The organism is Rheinheimera sp. D18 (genome assembly GCF_004345025.1).
GTDB lineage: Bacteria > Pseudomonadota > Gammaproteobacteria > Enterobacterales > Alteromonadaceae > Alishewanella > Alishewanella metallidurans.
The window spans coordinates 2,665,801-2,680,914 of the sequence record NZ_CP037745.1; the positions used below are offsets into that span (position 1 = coordinate 2,665,801).

Below are 15,114 nucleotides of genomic sequence, written 5' to 3' on the forward strand. Positions count from 1 at the left end.
GTCCTTATTGGTCCAGTTTTTTACGTGCTTTCATTAAACGTTCACGCTTATATTTTTGCAGTGGCGTTTCGGTATTCTTTTTCGTTGGCGCAAATGGGTTTTCACCTTCACGGAACTCAACACGTATTGGCGTGCCCATCATTTTCAGGGTTTTACGGTAGTAGTTCATTAGGTAACGCTTATACGAGTCAGGTAAGTCTTTCACTTGGTTGCCGTGAATAACAATAAGCGGTGGGTTATAACCACCAGCGTGGGCATATTTTAATTTCACCCGACGACCATGCACCAAAGGTGGCTCGTGATCTTCTTGCGCCATTTTCATGATGCGAGTTAATAACGCGGTACTGTGGCGTTTAGTTGCCGAATCAAAGGCTTCTTCTACCGACTCGAACAAGTTACCTACGCCAGAACCGTGCAGTGCAGAGATAAAATGCAAACGGGAAAAATCAAGAAAGCCTAAACGACGGTCTAGCTCGCGTTTAACTTCATCTTTTATGCTATCGTTTAAGCCATCCCATTTATTCACAGCGATAACTAATGAGCGGCCAGCGTTTAACACAAAACCCAAAATGCTTAAGTCTTGATCAGAAATACCTAAACGCGCATCTAATACCAAAATAACGACGTTGGCGTCTTCAATAGCCTGCAAGGTTTTAATAACGGAGAACTTTTCTACTACGTCATCAATTTTGCCGCGACGACGCACGCCAGCGGTATCAATTAAAGTGTAGTCGCGCTCGTTACGCTGCATAGGAATATAAATTGAGTCTCGCGTGGTGCCCGGCATATCAAATACCACTACCCGCTCTTCGCCTAAAATGCGGTTGGTTAACGTAGATTTACCCACGTTCGGCCGGCCAACGATGGCTAACTTAATGTGCTCGTTACGTAAGCGCGTAGCTTCGGCTTCTGCCTCTTCATCGGTTAACGTTTCAAGCGCTGGGCCTTCTTCTAACTCGGCATCACCAGCTAACGCTTGCTGTTGTTCGGCACTTAATAACGGTATTAGCGCATGGTTTAATAATGCAGATACACCTCGACCATGTGCAGCCGCAATAGCATAAACTTCACCTAAGCCTAAACCATAAAAGTCAGCAATGGCGGTGTCGGCGTCTAAGCCGTCAGTTTTGTTAGCGACCACAAATACTTTCTTTTGTACTTTACGAATATGCGCAGCTATGGCTTCATCACCTACGGTGGCGCCGACTCGGGCGTCAACCATAAATAGCACCACATCGGCTTCGTCAATCGCCTTTAGCGACTGCTCAGCCATTTCTACTTCTATGCCCTGCTCGTTGCCATCGATACCGCCGGTATCTACCACAATAAACTCTAGCCCCTCAACATTGGCAGAGCCATATTTGCGATCTCGGGTTAAACCAGGGAAGTCCGCAACCAGCGCGTCGCGGGTGCGGGTTAAACGGTTGAACAACGTCGATTTACCGACATTAGCTCGGCCTACTAAGGCAACGACAGGCAACATTATGTGAACCTCAAAAATGACAAAACAGGCCTAGTTTAGGCCTGTCTAAAAACTTTAACCGCTAAGCTCGGTTTAAGGTGTTTGTAATAAGACTAGCTCACCGTTACGGCTTTGCACTAACAGATAAGTACCGTTAGTTACCGCTTCGGTATAAAACCCCGAGCTATCCATGCTTTGGCGGGCGACAAAATCGCCAGTTTCACGATTTAACCAATGTAAATTGCCTTTGCTATCGCCAATTACTAAGTAATCTTTATATACAGTAGCGCCGGTTACATTATGCTTATTCAAGCCAAACTGGGCCCACTGTTCAGTGCCGCTACGGCTATCTATTGCGTAAATTCGGCCAACGGAATCAACCAGGTAGATAGTGTCACCTGACATGGCCATATTCCGGAAACTTGAATAGTCGCGTTTCCACAGTTGACGGCCAGTGCGCAATTCAAGGGCAACTAAAGAACCGTTATAAGCAGTGCTAAATACCGTACCGCCGCGCACTAAAGGTTTGGCATCAACGTCAGCTAATCGCGATAAATCGGTAGTACCCGATGGCACGCCAACCGCTTCTTCCCATGCCTGATAACCACGCTCAGAAATTAATACACCAACTTGCCCGCTACCAGAGCCGTATATTATACCACCGGCTTCAACTACTGGCTCACTAATACCGCGCAACGTTAACGACGGCTGCTCGTTCTCGAACTGCCAACGTTGCTCGCCGGTATCAGGGTGTAACGCAATAATTTTACCTGCACCGGTTGCTACCACAACTAAGCCTTCGCCTATGGCTGGCTTGACTAATACTTCACCGCTAACTTCAGTGCGCCAAACCAACTCACCGTCGGCTGATAGTGCAACAACGTCGCCATTTTCAGTACCAAAATAGAGTTTGTCATAACCAAAGCTTAGACCGCCCGATATGCGCGCATTGTCACCAGACCAAACATCGCCAATACCCTGCCAAAATGAACTGCCAGCAGGTTTACGTAAATCAAACTGCCACTTACGCTTACCGGTTTCTAAATCAAATGCGGTCACTAAGCCCGCACGGCTTGCTGCATATACGGTGTCTTTAACAATAATAGGCGTTAAGTTAGATTCAAAGTGCCCAACACCTGAGCCAATGCTTGTTTCCCACACTACACTAGGGTAGATGCTGGTATTAACCTGAGGTAGCACCAGTTTTTCTTTACTGGAACAGCCTGCCAACACTAAGGTAGCCAGCAATAATGCCTGTTTAACCTGTAATTTCACGCTTACCTCTTTACACTGCAGTGACGTGTGCTAATTCATCCAGCTTAACTTGTATCAGCTGACTATTTTGACCTGCGTTAGTTAATGCTTGCTGGTAAGCAGCTTTAGCTTCAACTAACTTGTCCGCTTGCACTAAAATGTCACCTTTAAGTTCGGCTTGCATCGCAGCAAAGCTTTCTGGCATGGTTTTATTTAATGTTACCAAGGCCTCATCTAACTTGCCTTGCTCGCGCTGTAAGCGGGCTAAACGCAATTGGGCAATAGCGACGACACCTGGCTCTTTAGCATGAGCTAACGCCCAGTTAAGTTGCTCCGCTGCTTTATCATATTGCTGCAGTGCTACCGCGTCTTTAGCGGCAAGCAAGGCCGCTAGTACTGCGTAGTTATCTACTTTAGACGCCGCAATAAAGCCTTGCGCTTGCACTAGCCAATCTTCACTGGCATTAGCGGTATCGCGCTGTTCAACTAACTGACTGTACTTAGTTGATGCTTCTTCAGCTGTTGAGCGCTGATCAGCCTGATAAAAACGAAAACCATATAATACGGCCAAGCCTAATACCACACCACCGACAATAGCTTTGCCGTACTGTTGCCAAAACCGTTTAATCGCTTCTACTTGTTGTTCTTCGCTGCTGTAAATTTCCACTGCGTTACTCCGTTATACGTCAAAGGCCTGTTATGCACTAAAGGCCAGTGTTTTCGCCAGTTCAGTTAATAAAATAGTTTGCTGTGGTTTATCTTCACGTAACCACTTAACCGTAATCTCACCGCGTGCTAATTCGTCTTCACCAACAATTAAACCTATTGCTGCACCAGATTTATCAGCCCGCTTAATTTGTTTTTTTAAATTGCCGCCACCACAATGCACCATGATACGCGCGCTAGGCAAGTCGGCTCGCAGCCTTTCGGCAACAGAAAGCGCCGCAAGTTCAGCCTGCTCGCCAAGCGCCATTAGATAGATGTCTGCGATGGCTGGTAGCTCTGGTAACAACTGCAAACTTTGTAATAATAAGACTAAGCGCTCAAGACCTAAGGCAAAGCCTACTGCTGGTGTTGCTTTGCCACCTAATTGCTCCACCAAGCCATCATAACGACCACCAGCACAGACTGTGCCTTGTGAACCTAATTCAGTAGTTACCCACTCAAACACGGTTTTATTGTAATAATCTAAACCACGCACTAAACGTGGGTTTACGCTAAATTCAATACCGGCCAAGGTGAGTAATTGCTGCAAGCGCGCAAAATGTGTAGCAGAGTCTTCATCTAGGTAATCGGCTAACTTAGGTGCGTTAGCTAAAATCTCAGTCAATGCCGGATTCTTGCTATCTAATACGCGCAGCGGATTACTGTGCATACGTCTTAAGCTGTCTTCATCAAGCATGCCTTTATGCTGTTCTAAATAGCTAACTAAGGCATCGCGGTAGGCCGCACGCGCCTCGGTAGAACCCAGCGAGTTTAGCTCTAGTTTGACATAAGGTGTTAAACCCAGCTGTTGCCATAAACGCGCAGTTAACATAATAACTTCGGCATCAATATCCGGCGTGCCTATACCAAAAGCTTCTAAGCCAAACTGATGAAACTGGCGATAACGCCCTTTTTGTGGCCGCTCATGGCGAAACATCGGCCCGGTATACCATAAGCGTTGCTCTTGGTTATACAGTAAGCCATGTTCGTTACCGGCTCGCACGCAGCAGGCTGTACCTTCCGGACGCAAGGTTAAGCTATCACCGTTACGATCAGTAAAGGTGTACATTTCTTTTTCGACAATATCGGTAACTTCACCAATAGAGCGTTTAAACAGCTCGGTCATCTCAACAATAGGAAAGCGTATTTCGCTATATCCATAACTCGCCGCGGTTTGACGCAATATCTGTTCTACATGTTGCCATGCTGGCGTATCTGTTGGCAGACAATCGTTCATGCCTCGAATGGCCTGAATTTGTTTCGACAAAATTAAACTTCCATCAGTGTGAGTTAAAAAACTGCGGCGATTATAGGCGCAACAGCGCTAAACACCAAGTAGCTTACTTAGGTTAGTCTTGTTGTCGTATCGCTATTTTCTGCTGCAAATAGTCGCGAATTTGCTGTTCTAGCTGATCCGCAACATTATCATTATCTAGCCGTAACTTTTGTCGTTGGCCATTGATGTAAAAACCGCTTTTCTTACTGGCGCCTGCGACGCCTAAATCAGAGACTAATGCTTCACCTGGGCCATTTACCACGCAACCAATTACAGATACGGTCAGTGGATCAATAATATCCTCTAAACGCTGCTCTAGCTGATTCATGGTTTTAATTACGTCAAATTCTTGCCGAGAACAACTGGGGCAAGCAATAAAGTTGATACCGCGAGAACGAATACGTAACGATTTTAAAATATCGAAAGCTACCTTAACTTCTTCTACCGGATCGGCAGCTAAAGAAATACGTAAGGTATCGCCTATTCCTTCAGCCAATAACATGCCTAAGCCGATAGCCGACTTTACCGCACCTGCTCGTGCACCACCGGCCTCAGTAATACCTAAGTGCAATGGCTGCTTAATTTGTTTGGCCAGTAAACGATATGCCCCTACCGCTAAAAATACGTCAGATGCTTTAACGCTGACTTTAAATTGGTCAAAATTAAGTCGGTTTAAAATTTCAACGTGGCGCATTGCTGATTCTACTAAAGCCTCAGGCGTTGGCTCGGTATATTTCTCTTGAATGTCAGCTTCAAGCGAGCCTCCATTTACGCCAATGCGAATAGGGATATTGTGATCACGAGCGCAATCTACCACAGCGCGAATACGGTCTTCGCGACCAATATTACCGGGATTAATACGTAAACAGTCAACGCCGTATTCTGCTACTTTTAGCGCGATACGATAATCAAAGTGAATATCTGCCACTAGCGGGATCGGGGATTGTTGCTTTATAAGCTTAAAGGCTTCAGCTGCGTCCATGGTTGGCACTGACACTCGCACCAGATCCGCACCAGCTTTAGCAATAGCTTGAATTTGCGCCACAGTAGCAGCAACATCTAACGTGTTAGTGTTGGTCATTGATTGCACGGCTATGGGGGCATCGCCGCCAATTAATACATTGCCAACTCGAATTTGTGTGCTTTGACGACGTTTAATTAAATTTTGTGCAAACATGTTTAGTCTGACTCAGGGATAGTAAGTTTAGCCACTCGGCCAGCGGCAAGCGCCGACAGATCAATAGCTTGTTTATTAAAGTTTACTTTTACCACGCTAGGGTTACCTAACGTAACGACAAAAGGTGATTTACCCGTTAATTGCATTATATAGCCAGCTTGCTTGGTGCCAAAGGCTAAGCGGTTACCCTCAGCATCGACTACATCTACCCAGCAGTTTTCACTGAAGCGTAGCTCTAGCTGATCTCTTTCAGGTACCAGCGTAGTCACCTCTGGCTGCTCAATACTTGCCTCAGGCTCTAATTGCTCCAATAGCACACTTAATTGCTCAGGCGTTGGTTCTAATGGCTCAGGCTCGGGTTCAGTTATGGCTTTAGCAACTATTGGTGCTATTTGTTGGCTTTCGCTCACTGTCTCATTTTGTTCTGCGGCTGGGCTTAGCTTATCGGTTTGCCACCACCAGATAAACAACAGTATCACTAACAAAATAATGATACCGTAGGTTAACCACATAAAACGGCTTTCAGTTGCCTGCTTTGCTGTGCGATTAGAGAAGGTGCGCATAGGCTGCTTGGCAGTAGTTGGTACATTGCCAGTATTAACAGCTAACGCTGCGGCTAACTCCGCTGCAGATATTTTTAGTAACCGGCCATAGGCCCGGACATAACCGCGAGAATAGGTTTCAAACGCGCCTACCGGTTGATCTTGTTCTAATTGCTCTACTTGTGCTGGCTTTAAGTTTAGCTGTAACGCGACCTGCTGTACGCTAAGGTTGCGCTGTTCTCGCTTTTGCCGTAGTAGTTGCCCGGCACTTATCGGCTTAGTTAGCTCGTCGGTCATTGCGTTGCACTAGCAGGGTCAATAATATATACCTGCTGCCCGACTGTTAATTTACTATTCTCAGTAAAATTATTCCAACTCATAAAACTACTTAAGCGCAAGTTGTAACGATAAGAAATGCCAAACATCGTTTCACCTTTACTTACGGTATGAAAGGGTTCAGTAGCTGTAACCTGCTCACGTTTCGTTTCCACTTGCTGTATGCGCTCAGCGTCAGAAACTGGGCCTAGCCAAATTTTTTCACCGGTTTTAATCACCGAATCTGGTGTTAACTGGTTCCAATCCATTAGGCGCTGCAAGCGAATATTGTGCTGCAGTGAAATAGAGTACAACGATTCAGACGCTTGTACGATATGAAACAGTTGCTCACTTGACTCGGACTCCACAGCAGGTGTAGCCACATTCTCGCTAATTACCGACTCTACTTCAGCTGCTTGTTCGGCTTCTACCGCAACTAACTCAGCTTTAGCTAATTCAGCCGCCTGCTCGGCCTCTACCGCAACTAACTCAGCTTTAGCTAATTCGGCCGCCCGTTTAGCTTCTAAGGCTACTTGCTGCGTCTTAGCAAGTTCCGCCGCTGCGGCCGCGTCTAAAGCAACTTGCTGAGTTTTAGCTTGCGCATCGGCTTGCTGTTGTGCTTCCAATTTAGCCCGTGCTGCATCTTGCTGCTTTTTATAGTCAATATCAGCCTTGATGGTTTCTGCTGGCAATTGTGCATTATTTGGCAGACTGGCAACGACGGCGCCTGTCGTCGCACCCACCAAACTATTAGCGATGCCTGTGCCGCTATTTTGTGTTGCTGCAACACCCGAGGTTACAACCGCAGGCACGGCTGAACTGTCGTCGTTTTTGCGTTTAACCACTTTTAATTTTGGGTTAGCTACGGGTGCCGAAGGTAGTTCTGCTTTAGGTGCATTCTCATCTGGCAACACGATATTAGCCATTAGGCTATCTTTATAACGTTCACGCAGCTGCTCAAATTCACTGTCTTGTAACTTACCTTGTAAAAACATTCGCGTTTCTGGCGTTTCTATATATAGGGTTATTAGCAATTGCTCAGCGCTACGCATAATTTCACGGTCGCCACTTTTTTCAGCTAATAGATAACTCAGCAACACGGTACGCGCTGATACTCGGCCCAAACGTTGTATCCGATCAAGCTGCGTTTTGGCTTGTTTATTATCGCCCATCGCATAGGCCAAACCTGCCGCCATCGTAAGTGCGGTAATGCGGGTAGTATTATGGCTGATTGATAGATCTAGATAGTGTTTTACTTTACTAAAATTGTTTTGCTGTAACTGGCATAACGCGAGATTTTCGTAACTTTCTGCTACCCGAATATAACCCGGTCGACTTATTGCTTTAAGCAGTAGCTGTTCGGCTTCGTCATAGCGATGCAATTGGCAGAGAAACGCACCATAGTTATTATAAGCATCAGCATAGTTATTGTCTTTTTGAATCGCTAAACGAAAATACTCTTCGGCCTGTTTATCTTCAGCCACGCTTTGATAATAATAAGCCAGCGCGCTATACACCTCGGCAGAATTAGGCGCAAAACTGCGTGCTCGCTCTAGGTTATATTTGGCCTGTGAGGTATCGCCTCGACGTAAATAGTTTAAACCAAGAGAAATACGAGTGCGGGCAGCTTCGATATTGTCGAAAGTACGTTCTGACACGGGCTTATCACTACCAACATAGCTTTGCTCCGACACACAGCCGGTTAATATCAGCAAACTACAGAGTGAAACACCAATCAGAACTTTTTGCATCACCACACCCACATCCTTGATTTATTACAAGATTTTAATTTCTATCGGTTGACCTTTTTGCTGCTTTTTGATCTGCCGCTTGGTTCTATCTATTACATCACCCACCAACTGACCACAGGCGGCATCAATATCATCACCTCGGGTTTTACGTACAATAACAGTAAAGCCATATTCTTGTAAGACTTTGTTAAATCTGTCAATCCGTGAATTGCTTGAGCGCTTATATGGCGAACCAGGATACGGATTAAACGGTATTAGATTAATTTTTGATGGTGTATCTTTTAGCGCATGCGCTAACTCATGGGCCTGTTCCATACTGTCATTAATGCCGTCCAGCATGACATACTCTACTGTGACCTTATCATTAGCCTTAGAGTTCTCAACGTAACGTCGCGAAGCCGCTAAAAACTCTTCCATCGGATATTTGCGGTTCACCGGCACTAGCTCGTTACGTAATTCATTATTAGGTGCATGTAACGAAATAGCTAAAGCAACATCAATTTTTTCGCGCAATAAATCTAAAGCAGGTACAACACCAGAGGTGCTTAGCGTAACGCGACGTTTTGACAAACCAAAGCCAAAATCTTCGAGCATCAGCTCCATCGCAGGCACGACATTATTTAAATTAAGCAAGGGCTCGCCCATACCCATCATCACGACGTTAGTTACAGGTTTGTCGCCAGTATCACCATAGCTGCCAATAATTTGTGCAACGCGCCATACCTGACCAATAATTTCAGATACGCTTAGATTACGGTTAAAACCTTGCTGTGCCGTAGAGCAAAATGAGCAATCTAAGGCACAACCAACTTGAGATGACACACATAGAGTACGACGTTCTTTCTCTGGGATCCAAACGGTCTCTACTTCTTGTCCACCGCTTAAACCCATCACAAACTTAATCGTGCCATCGCTACTATCTTGTCGCGTTACCACAACCGGGGCTTCAATAACGCAGCGAGCTTTTAGTTTTTCACGCAATACTTTATTGATATTGCTCATTTTATCGAAATCATCGATACAGAAGTGGTAAATCCATTTCATTACCTGATCAGCTCGAAATGGCTTTTCACCTAATTCGACAAAAAACGCCTGTATTTCAGCGCGGGTTAAATCAAGTAAATTAATTTTGTTATGTTGCTCAGTCATTTGCAGAGCACTCCTTACCACAATAAACAATAACCATAAAACACTGTACCAACATGCAATAAGGGGGCTGTTGCCCCCTTATCCGTTACCTTAGTAATTAAGGCTTAACGGGTGCGGGCGCATAACTCAGCGTCAGTGAAAAAATAGGCAATTTCACGTGCTGCAGATGCAGCAGCATCTGAACCATGTACTGCGTTTTCGTCAATGCTTGCGGCATAATCTGCACGTAACGTACCAGCAAACGCGTCTTTCGGGTTAGTGGCACCCATAATTTCACGGTTTTTACGCACAGCGTCTTCGCCTTCTAATACCTGAACCATTACTGGGCCAGACATCATAAATGACACTAATGCAGCAAAAAACGGGCGCTCTTTATGCTCAGCATAAAAGCCTTCAGCTTGCTCTTTGCTTAAGTGTAGCATTTTAGCGGCAACGATACGTAAACCAGCAGATTCAAAACGGTTGTAAATAGCACCAATAACGTTCTTTGCTACTGCATCCGGCTTGATAATTGAAAAAGTGCGTTCTAACGCCATAACAGGCTCCCTGACTAAGTGAGTAATTAAAAATATGATTAAAATTTAAGGCGGCAAATTATACGCTAGTTGTAAAAAAAAACCTATTTTTGCTGACAAAAAAGCCGCGGTACTAAGTTAGCAACGCGGCTTAATAAGTTTAGTTACAGCTAGAACGTAGCAACAACTTTAACGCTACCATCTACACTCGCGCTGCTAATATAGCCGATGGCTGAAGCATCGCTTGCTACAGCAGCTTTTACTGCAGCATCGTCAACCAGCTCTTTGGGTGGTGTGCCTTTACCGGTAAAAACCAACTTTGACCAATAAGCTTTAAGCTGCGACGCCGAACGACTTAATACTTTACTATCAAATTCATCTCGTGCTGGCAGACCTTCAGCTAGGTTAAGCGGTGTTGCTTTAGTGCCATCAGCAAAACTTGACGCACGGCCTAAAAATAAGCGGCTTAACTCATCAGCTGATACCGCATTAGCATTTGCCGGATTAACAACGACAGAAATATCTGCTATTGCCGCACCAGATAATAACGCGCTTAACAACAGTAATGTTTTTATGATGTTCATATCGGCCCCTTAAAATACTAAATCGACACCAAGTGCCAATACAGATTGGCGCACATCGGCAATGTTATTATCTTCAGAACTGTACTGTACTTTAAAGGCAGCAGAAGGATGGAAGTCATAGCGTAAACCAACGTTATAGGTATTAGCATCGCGATTTTGACTTTGTACTATGCCGACAACAGCGCCTAACGTTGGCTGAGGTAATGTTGTCGTATAAGGTGTATAGATCGCCGTTTTTACGTCGCGTTTTTCTTTTTCGTAAGATACATAAGGCGTTAGCTTATCAAAGCGATGTCCGACTGAACCGTAATAGCTTTCTTTATCGCCAACAAAGCTTTTTGATACTTTAACTGTGGTGTATTCCGCAACAACTAACCAATCATTTTTATCTAAGGTAAAACCTAAACCAAGGAAGGCACCATTTTCATCAGCCACGTCAATTTCGCTAACTAAGGCATCAAGACCTGCATTTGATAGCCCCGCTAAAACGCCACCAACAGTGGTAGTAGCATTAAGTTGAATGGAGTCAATACCAATAGTCACTTTCGCCGCGAGGTAGGCTGCGCGGACACTAAACCAGTCTTGACTTAGCTCCCAGGTTACGCCGACGATATCGTTAAACTTAACATTAAGGTCATTGCCGCTAATATAGCCTATGCCGTCATAGGTACCGGCCACGAACTGTAAGCTAGAGTCAAAACTACCCAGCTGCGTGGTATGATATAACGACACACCTTCAATATTGTCATAGCCTAAACCATACACACTTTGTGGCACCCTGAGCCAATCGTAGCTGTAACCAACATCACGAAAATCAGAGTATTTATAAAATGGCGTGCGTAATCGACCAGCATTAATGCGCCAGTCATCATTGATTTGATAGCTAATAAACGCCCATTCAAAACCGACATCAAAGTCATTTGAGCCCCGGCCCATCAATTGCGCGGTTACTGATAGCTTTTCGCCAAGGTCAGACATAATTTGTATCGCAAACAAACTCTCATTTTTAAAATCTAAGCTATCGTCATAACCGTACAAACTGTCATTTTTATCAAGTGCGATACCTGCATTAATTGATGCAAAACCATTAATAGTAACATCAGCATAAGCTGGTGCCGCGAGCAGACCAGCTAAGGACACTGCAAGCAGGGATTTTTTAAACATAATGACTCCGTTTATTGTCGTTGTTATTTACAGGTTAGACTAAACATCGCCAAGCGCTAGTCTTACGCTACTTTTTTATTGATTTGTATCAGTTAATTAGCATAAAAAAAGGCTTTTCAGCCTTTTATTAAACGATAACGCTGTAGTAAGCTTAATGCCCTTCACTCACCATATTAATAGTATATTTTGGGATCTCTACAACTAGGTCTTCGTCTGCGACCTTAGCCTGGCAACCTAAGCGTGATTCAGGCTCTAAGCCCCACGCTTTATCTAACATATCGTCTTCTAGCTCGTCGCTTTCATTTAACGAATAAAAACCTTCGCGCACAATAATGTGGCAGGTAGTGCAAGCACAAGACTTTTCACAAGCATGCTCAATGGCAATACCATTACGCAATGCCACATCTAATACCGTTTCACCGGCCTTTGCTTCTAATGCTGCTCCATCTGGGCATAGCTCTGCATGGGGTAAAAATACAATTTGTGGCATGTGTTATACCTCGTCCACGTTATGGCCGGTCAGCGCAGTACGGATCGATTGATCCATACGCCGTGCAGCAAAGTCATCAGTTAATGTGTTGGTGTGCTCAATAGCAGCCTTGATCGCGGCGGTATCTTCGCTCTGTTTTACTGTAGCTAGATTAGCAAGCGCAGCGCGAATAGCGGCTAACTCTGTTGGGCCTAACAAGGCCGCATCGGCTTTTAACGCCTGAGACACCGCTTCTAATACGCGCTCGGCTTCTACTTGTTGCTCACGTAATAAGCGTAGCTGCATATCTTGTCGCGCATATTGCATCGAGTTTTTTAGCATAGTTGCAACCTGATCGTCGCTTAAACCATACGACGGCTTCACTTGAATATTGGCCTGCACACCGGTTGATTTTTCTTGCGCAGTAACACTTAACAAACCATCTGCGTCAACCTGAAAGGTAACACGAATATGCGCACCACCCGCTGACATCGGCGGAATGCCACGTAGTTCAAACCGCGCCAGTGAGCGGCAATCGTCAACTAGCTCACGTTCGCCTTGCACTACATGCAGAGCCATCGCGGTTTGACCATCTTTAAAGGTGGTGAATTCTTGCGCGCGCGCTACCGGTATTACCGTATTGCGTGGAATAATTTTTTCGGTTAAACCGCCCATCGTTTCAAGGCCCAGCGATAGCGGTATTACGTCAAGCAACAAGGTATCGGTGTCCGCTTTGTTACCAACCAGCACATTCGCCTGAATTGCTGCACCTATGGCGACGACTTTGTCAGGATCAATTGACGTTAGAGGCTCTGTTGCAAAAAACTCGGCTACTTCGCTACGTACTAACGGTACACGAGTTGAACCGCCAACCATAACGACTTTAACAATGTCTGCTGTGGTTAAACTCGCGTCGCGCAATACCTGACGACAAGCGCGGATAGTTTTTTTCACCAATGGCGCCATTAACTGCTCAACTTCGCTGCGAGTTAATGTTGCTGACTTATCGCTGCCGGGTAAAATAAAGCTTAGGCTGTCACTATCGGTTAACTGCTCTTTAATATCACGTGCTAGCGTTAAATATTGGCGCATAGCTTGATGTGACAAGCTACTATGACCAGTTAACTGCTGCAGATGGTTCACGATAGCGTGATCAAAATCATCACCACCGAGCGCTGAATTGCCGCCGGTAGATAGCACTTCAAATACTCCACGACGCAGCCGTAATATAGAGATATCAAAGGTACCACCGCCGAGATCATACACGGCAATAACGCCTTCTTGTCCAGAATCCAAACCGTAGGCTAACGCGGCTGCTGTGGGTTCATTTAACAGGCGTAACACATTTAAACCAGCCAATTTAGCCGCATCTTTGGTAGCTTGGCGCTGAGAGTCATCAAAATAGGCTGGCACAGTAATAACTACGCCATTTAATTCCCCGCCAAGGGTTTCACTTGCAGTATTAGCCAGTGTAGCTAAAATTTCTGCCGATATTTCCACCGGATTTTTTACACCTTGAACGGTGTTAATTGCTACCAAGCCTTGTTGATCAACCAGTTGGTAAGGCACTTTATCGTTTAACGCCAAGGTTTCGCTGTAGCCTTTTCCCATCAACCGCTTTACCGATAGAATGGTATTTTCTGCATCGTCTACTGCTGCTAACTTGGCCGCATTACCTACTATTACTGAGTCGCTAGTGTAACGCACAATAGAAGGCAGCATATCCATGCCTTCTTTATTTAACAGCGTTTTAGCTTCGCCACTACGTACAGTAGCAACCAGTGAGTTTGTTGTCCCAAGGTCAATGCCGGCCGCCAACTTGTGCTGATGCGGCGCAGCGCTTTGTCCAGGCTCTGCGATCTGTAATAACGCCATAGTGTCGTTTAGTCTTGTAGTTGTTGTTCTATTAGTTCCAGCTCTGACTGAAGCTTAAAGAAAAATTTTAGTTTACGAATAAGGTCTGCTGCGAGTTGATCTTGCTCGGCACTTTTGGTTTCTAATGCATTTGCTAATTGTTGCAACAGCTGATTTTTTTGCTGCTGTAATTCACGCTCTATGCTGTTGATGATGGCATCTGGATCAGCACTTTGGCTTATTTCAGCCAATTGCTCACGCAGTTCCATCTGTTGCATTAAAAATACCGGATCGGTGAAGCTGCGTTGTTCGTGGCTTATTTTTAAACCGCGAAGCGCCAGCAAATGTTCAGCACGCAATAGTGGCTGCTTTAAACTGTAATAGGCATCGTTAATATTCGCCGTTTGTTGCACAGCCAACAGCCGGTCGCGCTCTGATCCTGCACTGTGCTGATCAGGATGAAACCGACGTTGTAGTTGCAAATAGCGCGATCCGAGCTCGGTTAAATCGAGCTCGAATGTTGCCGGTAGATTAAACAACTGAAAATAATTCATCCGGCCCTTACACGCTTATACTGTAAAACTTTCGCCACAACCACATTCGCCGTTAACGTTGGGGTTGTTAAATTGAAAACCTTCGTTCAGGCCATCTTTGACAAAGTCTAACTGGGTGCCATCGATGTAGACTAAGCTTTTGCCATCGACTATCAGCTTCAAGTTATCTTGCTCAAACACTTCATCGTCTTCGTTCAAGGTATCAACAAACTCCAGCACATAAGCTAGGCCAGAGCAGCCAGTAGTTTTAATACCTACTCGCAAACCAATGCCTTTACCGCGGTTGTGCAGAAAACTGCGCACGCGATCGGCGGCAGCTGCTGTCATCGAAATAGCCATAGTT

General features: G+C 45.2%; 15 protein-coding genes. All 15 read right to left on the reverse strand.

The genetic code is table 11. The features are described from left to right. Positions 1-4 precede the first annotated feature (4 nt). Positions 5-1,483 (reverse strand): ribosome biogenesis GTPase Der, encoded by a 1,479-nt coding sequence (gene der / locus E0Z06_RS12630; RefSeq protein ID WP_132585217.1) that lies wholly within the window; start codon positions 1,481-1,483, stop codon positions 5-7. A gap of 72 nt (positions 1,484-1,555) precedes the next feature. Further along, complete coding sequence (bamB, locus tag E0Z06_RS12635) at positions 1,556-2,737, reverse strand: outer membrane protein assembly factor BamB (RefSeq protein ID WP_132585220.1); 1,182 nt, start codon at positions 2,735-2,737, stop codon at positions 1,556-1,558. A gap of 10 nt (positions 2,738-2,747) precedes the next feature. Next, complete coding sequence (locus E0Z06_RS12640; protein WP_132585223.1) at positions 2,748-3,383, reverse strand: tetratricopeptide repeat protein; 636 nt, start codon at positions 3,381-3,383, stop codon at positions 2,748-2,750. Between the two features lie 30 nt (positions 3,384-3,413). Next, the gene (gene hisS, locus E0Z06_RS12645; protein ID WP_132585226.1) at positions 3,414-4,688 is read right to left on the reverse strand and encodes a histidine--tRNA ligase; all 1,275 of its coding nucleotides are present in this window, start codon (positions 4,686-4,688) and stop codon (positions 3,414-3,416) included. A gap of 82 nt (positions 4,689-4,770) precedes the next feature. After that, positions 4,771-5,874: a flavodoxin-dependent (E)-4-hydroxy-3-methylbut-2-enyl-diphosphate synthase gene (gene ispG, locus E0Z06_RS12650; protein ID WP_132585229.1), complete on the reverse strand. Its 1,104-nt coding sequence runs from the start codon at positions 5,872-5,874 to the stop codon at positions 4,771-4,773. 2 nt (positions 5,875-5,876) lie between these two features. Continuing rightward, complete coding sequence (locus tag E0Z06_RS12655) at positions 5,877-6,713, reverse strand: RodZ domain-containing protein (protein ID WP_132585232.1); 837 nt, start codon at positions 6,711-6,713, stop codon at positions 5,877-5,879. Beyond that, the gene (gene pilW, locus E0Z06_RS12660) at positions 6,710-8,482 is read right to left on the reverse strand and encodes a type IV pilus biogenesis/stability protein PilW (protein WP_132585235.1); all 1,773 of its coding nucleotides are present in this window, start codon (positions 8,480-8,482) and stop codon (positions 6,710-6,712) included. The genes E0Z06_RS12655 and pilW overlap by 4 nt, the downstream gene beginning before the upstream one ends. 24 nt (positions 8,483-8,506) lie before the next feature. Continuing rightward, positions 8,507-9,631 carry a bifunctional tRNA (adenosine(37)-C2)-methyltransferase TrmG/ribosomal RNA large subunit methyltransferase RlmN gene (locus E0Z06_RS12665; protein WP_132585238.1) on the reverse strand — a complete coding sequence of 375 codons (1,125 nt, stop codon included), beginning with the start codon at positions 9,629-9,631 and terminating at the stop codon, positions 8,507-8,509. A 104-nt stretch (positions 9,632-9,735) separates the two neighbouring features. Further along, positions 9,736-10,167 (reverse strand): nucleoside-diphosphate kinase, encoded by a 432-nt coding sequence (ndk, locus tag E0Z06_RS12670; RefSeq protein WP_132585241.1) that lies wholly within the window; start codon positions 10,165-10,167, stop codon positions 9,736-9,738. A gap of 149 nt (positions 10,168-10,316) precedes the next feature. Continuing rightward, positions 10,317-10,730: a phosphate ABC transporter substrate-binding protein gene (locus E0Z06_RS12675; RefSeq protein WP_132585244.1), complete on the reverse strand. Its 414-nt coding sequence runs from the start codon at positions 10,728-10,730 to the stop codon at positions 10,317-10,319. Between the two features lie 9 nt (positions 10,731-10,739). Beyond that, positions 10,740-11,894 (reverse strand): porin, encoded by a 1,155-nt coding sequence (locus E0Z06_RS12680; RefSeq protein WP_132585247.1) that lies wholly within the window; start codon positions 11,892-11,894, stop codon positions 10,740-10,742. A gap of 151 nt (positions 11,895-12,045) precedes the next feature. Next, positions 12,046-12,384: an ISC system 2Fe-2S type ferredoxin gene (gene fdx / locus E0Z06_RS12685; protein WP_132585250.1), complete on the reverse strand. Its 339-nt coding sequence runs from the start codon at positions 12,382-12,384 to the stop codon at positions 12,046-12,048. Between the two features lie 3 nt (positions 12,385-12,387). Beyond that, on the reverse strand, positions 12,388-14,238 hold the full coding sequence (gene hscA / locus E0Z06_RS12690; protein ID WP_132585253.1) for a Fe-S protein assembly chaperone HscA: 1,851 nt from the start codon (positions 14,236-14,238) through the stop codon (positions 12,388-12,390). Positions 14,239-14,246: 8 nt separating this feature from the next. Beyond that, positions 14,247-14,771, reverse strand: coding sequence for a co-chaperone HscB (gene hscB / locus E0Z06_RS12695; RefSeq protein WP_132585255.1), 525 nt, complete (start codon positions 14,769-14,771; stop codon positions 14,247-14,249). A gap of 15 nt (positions 14,772-14,786) precedes the next feature. Continuing rightward, complete coding sequence (gene iscA, locus E0Z06_RS12700) at positions 14,787-15,110, reverse strand: iron-sulfur cluster assembly protein IscA (protein ID WP_132585258.1); 324 nt, start codon at positions 15,108-15,110, stop codon at positions 14,787-14,789. Between the last annotated feature and the right edge of the window lie 4 nt (positions 15,111-15,114).

What these genes read in the sequence shown, in the direction of transcription:
- E0Z06_RS12655 (WP_132585232.1), bottom strand. Translation starts at nt 6,713, where the DNA reads ATGACCGACGAGCTAACTAAGCCGATAAGTGCCGGGCAACTACTACGG.
- pilW (WP_132585235.1), bottom strand. Translation starts at nt 8,482, where the DNA reads ATGCAAAAAGTTCTGATTGGTGTTTCACTCTGTAGTTTGCTGATATTA.
- fdx (WP_132585250.1), bottom strand. Translation starts at nt 12,384, where the DNA reads ATGCCACAAATTGTATTTTTACCCCATGCAGAGCTATGCCCAGATGGA.
- E0Z06_RS12680 (WP_132585247.1), bottom strand. Translation starts at nt 11,894, where the DNA reads ATGTTTAAAAAATCCCTGCTTGCAGTGTCCTTAGCTGGTCTGCTCGCG.
- der (WP_132585217.1), bottom strand. Translation starts at nt 1,483, where the DNA reads ATGTTGCCTGTCGTTGCCTTAGTAGGCCGAGCTAATGTCGGTAAATCG.
- ispG (WP_132585229.1), bottom strand. Translation starts at nt 5,874, where the DNA reads ATGTTTGCACAAAATTTAATTAAACGTCGTCAAAGCACACAAATTCGA.
- E0Z06_RS12665 (WP_132585238.1), bottom strand. Translation starts at nt 9,631, where the DNA reads ATGACTGAGCAACATAACAAAATTAATTTACTTGATTTAACCCGCGCT.
- iscA (WP_132585258.1), bottom strand. Translation starts at nt 15,110, where the DNA reads ATGGCTATTTCGATGACAGCAGCTGCCGCCGATCGCGTGCGCAGTTTT.
- ndk (WP_132585241.1), bottom strand. Translation starts at nt 10,167, where the DNA reads ATGGCGTTAGAACGCACTTTTTCAATTATCAAGCCGGATGCAGTAGCA.
- hscA (WP_132585253.1), bottom strand. Translation starts at nt 14,238, where the DNA reads ATGGCGTTATTACAGATCGCAGAGCCTGGACAAAGCGCTGCGCCGCAT.
- hscB (WP_132585255.1), bottom strand. Translation starts at nt 14,771, where the DNA reads ATGAATTATTTTCAGTTGTTTAATCTACCGGCAACATTCGAGCTCGAT.
- E0Z06_RS12675 (WP_132585244.1), bottom strand. Translation starts at nt 10,730, where the DNA reads ATGAACATCATAAAAACATTACTGTTGTTAAGCGCGTTATTATCTGGT.